Here is a 2564-nt window from a genome sequence, read left to right as displayed (position 1 = left end):
CCCTCGGCTTCACCGTCCGCTTCGACCCCATTGAGGCCGCATGAACACAGCGCGCCGGTCACCTCGCTGACCTGGGCTCATCCTTCATTTTCGGACCAGGACAACACTGACCTCGGTGATTCGTGGCCAACTGGCCACCGAGTGGCCACGGTTCGTCAGATTCGGCCATGGGCGGTGAGTCCCTACAACAACTGTTCTCAGCTTCGCTGTCAGGTGGCAGCTCTGTGGCCTGTGGTTCTTCTCGTTGTCTCACGGTGTGTCGGAAGGGTTTCGTCTCACGACGGTGACATTTCCTGCGGCCACCCAGCAGCACCGATGCCCAGGTTGGTTACTCAGAGACGGGAGGGGTGAGCCACCAGGCCAATGCGGGACGAGCTACTCCGCGGAGGCGAGCAAGTTGATCCTCTCTGTGTGTCCGGGGATATGTTCGGTAGCGCGCAGACGAACCAGGGTGCCCCGGCGCAACCGCTGTTCGGGTAGTGGTTGCCCATCACGGCTGACGAGGCGGAGTGGCACAGGTATGGCGGCAGCCTGTTCGAGGGTTGCGCGGATCGCAGCACCCAGGTCTGCCGAGTTGCGGCTCACAAGGTCGACACGCTGAGTGTGGGTGGTCGAGGCGATCAATGAACTGATCGCGTTCTCGTCCATGGCCTCGCGGTTGTCAACGATGGTGAGAAGGCCGGTGAGCACATCATGCGCTGCGGCGGCGAGTATGCGGTCGCTGAGCGCGATGTGGCTCAGTGTCCAGTCAATGTCGGATCGTGAATCCGCCGCCAACGGGGCGGTATCGCCGATCGCTCCCGCTGCGGTGAGCAGGTGTCGATAAGCGTTTCCAGGCCGATTCACCCCGCTAGGGTTGCCGACTGCCGCAGGCGACGATGGTGTCCGACAACGTCGCGGTGCCCTTGCCGGGGCACCGCAGGCTGCTACTTCGGTAAGTGGTAGTGGGCGGGGTGGGTCATCGTCGTGGTACCGCGCTGATCCAGACGGGTATGGCCGTGCCGGCGAAGACGAGCGTGCCGCCGATGAGCTGGAGCGGTTCGCGGACGGAGGGGTACGGGATCCACAGGATGACCACCATTGCCATCAGTTGGAGGTAGGTGAGGGTGCCGAGGGTGAGCGCGGTGTTCCTCCAGCGGGAGGCCGGTCAGGGCGCCGGTTCTGGTGCTGGGGGAGCGGCCGGGGCTGGGCGGGGCTGCCGGCGGGAGCGGTCGGTGCGGTGGGCGTGGGGTTGGTGGACACGGTCATCCTTCGGGGCGGGGCGTGCGGGAGCACGCTGGTGGGGCGGAGCCTGACGGGGGAGTGCTGTCTGTGTCGCGGGGCGGGACGTGGATAAACGCGGTTGTCCACGTCCTGGGAGCACCATGAACGGGTCAGCGGTTAGCCCTGCAAGGGAGTTGGGGAGTGCGACCGGAAGAGCATTGCTGATGCGCGGGTCTTATTCGATGGCTGTGACCTGCGACTTCCTACGGCATCTCGACAGGGACCAGTCGTCGGCGCGCATGCTGGCCCGTTGAGGGCCTGCCGGGCTCCAGGTCCGCAGCAGGGCCTGTCCGGGTGTCGGCTGTCTGCGGGTCGTTGCGGCTGGGTGTGTGGGTCGTTGGGTTCGCTATGGGTGTGCGTGTGGTTTCTCGGCCGTGCACGATGTGCGGCGCGGACCTGTTCGGCGGGACGGCGTATCTGGTCGTCGGGAGCACCTGCCGGGGCCGGCGGCGGGTGTTCGGCTGCTTCCTGATCTGTGAGCAGTGCTATCACCGGGGGCGTGCGGACCCGGTCACGGGGCTGTCCCGCCCGGCCGCGGCGCGGCAGGCGGGAACGGCCCAGTGGCTGGAGCTGGCCGGCCGCGGAGAGCTCCTGCCACCCGAGCCGTGCCTGGCCTGCGGGCTCGTGGTGGTGCGGCGCGCGGAGAAGCTCCTGAAGGGGGTGACGTGCTCGCGGGCGTGCCGGACCTCTCTCACGCGTAAACGTAACGGAGGCAGGGGTTCGGGCCGCCCGTGTGGCAGCTGCGGCACGCTTGTTACGGCTGGGCGTGCCGATTCTGCGTACGGTGATGCGCGCTGCCGGCAGAAGGCCTACCGGCGCCGGAGGACGGCGCGGGTGGTGGATCCGGTCGCGGAACTGCGGGCGGCACTCGCCCCGTTCGTGGCCGCGTTCCAGCCCGGTGTCTCCCAGGCGCTCTACAAAGCCCTGTACCGGCTGCATGTCGCACACGAACGCGGCCATGATCAGAGTGAGGCTGTGGCCCGGTTTGCCTCCATGGATCCCGAGCGGGTCAAAGTCCCCGCATCGAAGGAGGGCCGTCGCCTGCGGGCCGCCCTGCGCGGCATCCATGCCCCCTGATCCCGCACGCCGACCCGTAACGCCACGCCCCGCCCCAAGGCGCGGGGGTGCTTCTGATTGCCGGTGGATTGAGCGGTTGGGGGCGAGGCGGCCATTCGGGCCCTACACGTCCAAGCGGCGCCCCTCATCGTGGCCTCGTGGCGTTGTCCGGATGAACCCGGCCACGAAGGGAGACGCTGTGGATCACGAGCTGGTCCTGATCTGCCAGGAGTGCGAACTGCCCG

Annotated in this window: 3 protein-coding genes; 1 reads left to right on the top strand and 2 read right to left on the bottom strand. The window is 67.6% G+C overall.

Going from position 1 to position 2564, the window contains the following annotated elements; translation table 11 throughout:
• Positions 1–375: 375 nt before the first annotated feature.
• Positions 376–846 (bottom strand): hypothetical protein, encoded by a 471-nt coding sequence (locus ADK54_RS10470; RefSeq protein ID WP_159047725.1) that lies wholly within the window; start codon positions 844–846, stop codon positions 376–378.
• Positions 847–958: 112 nt separating this feature from the next.
• Positions 959–1087 (bottom strand): hypothetical protein, encoded by a 129-nt coding sequence (locus ADK54_RS48250; RefSeq protein WP_267886994.1) that lies wholly within the window; start codon positions 1085–1087, stop codon positions 959–961.
• 1010 nt (positions 1088–2097) lie between these two features.
• On the opposite strand from ADK54_RS48250, the gene ADK54_RS10465 reads away from it, so the two are divergent.
• Positions 2098–2340 carry a hypothetical protein gene (locus ADK54_RS10465; RefSeq protein WP_053725296.1) on the top strand — a complete coding sequence of 81 codons (243 nt, stop codon included), beginning with the start codon at positions 2098–2100 and terminating at the stop codon, positions 2338–2340.
• The last annotated feature ends 224 nt before the right edge of the window (positions 2341–2564 follow it).

It is taken from the genome of Streptomyces sp. WM6378, assembly GCF_001279695.1.
In the GTDB taxonomy this organism is placed as follows: Bacteria; Actinomycetota; Actinomycetes; order Streptomycetales; family Streptomycetaceae; genus Streptomyces.
The sequence above is the reverse complement of the archived record's forward strand: the minus strand, read 5'-3'. Positions and strand labels throughout refer to the sequence as shown.

Coding starts and splice junctions, on each gene's coding strand:
- ADK54_RS48250 (WP_267886994.1), bottom strand. CDS start 1,087: ATGGCAATGGTGGTCATCCTGTGGATCCCGTACCCCTCCGTCCGCGAA.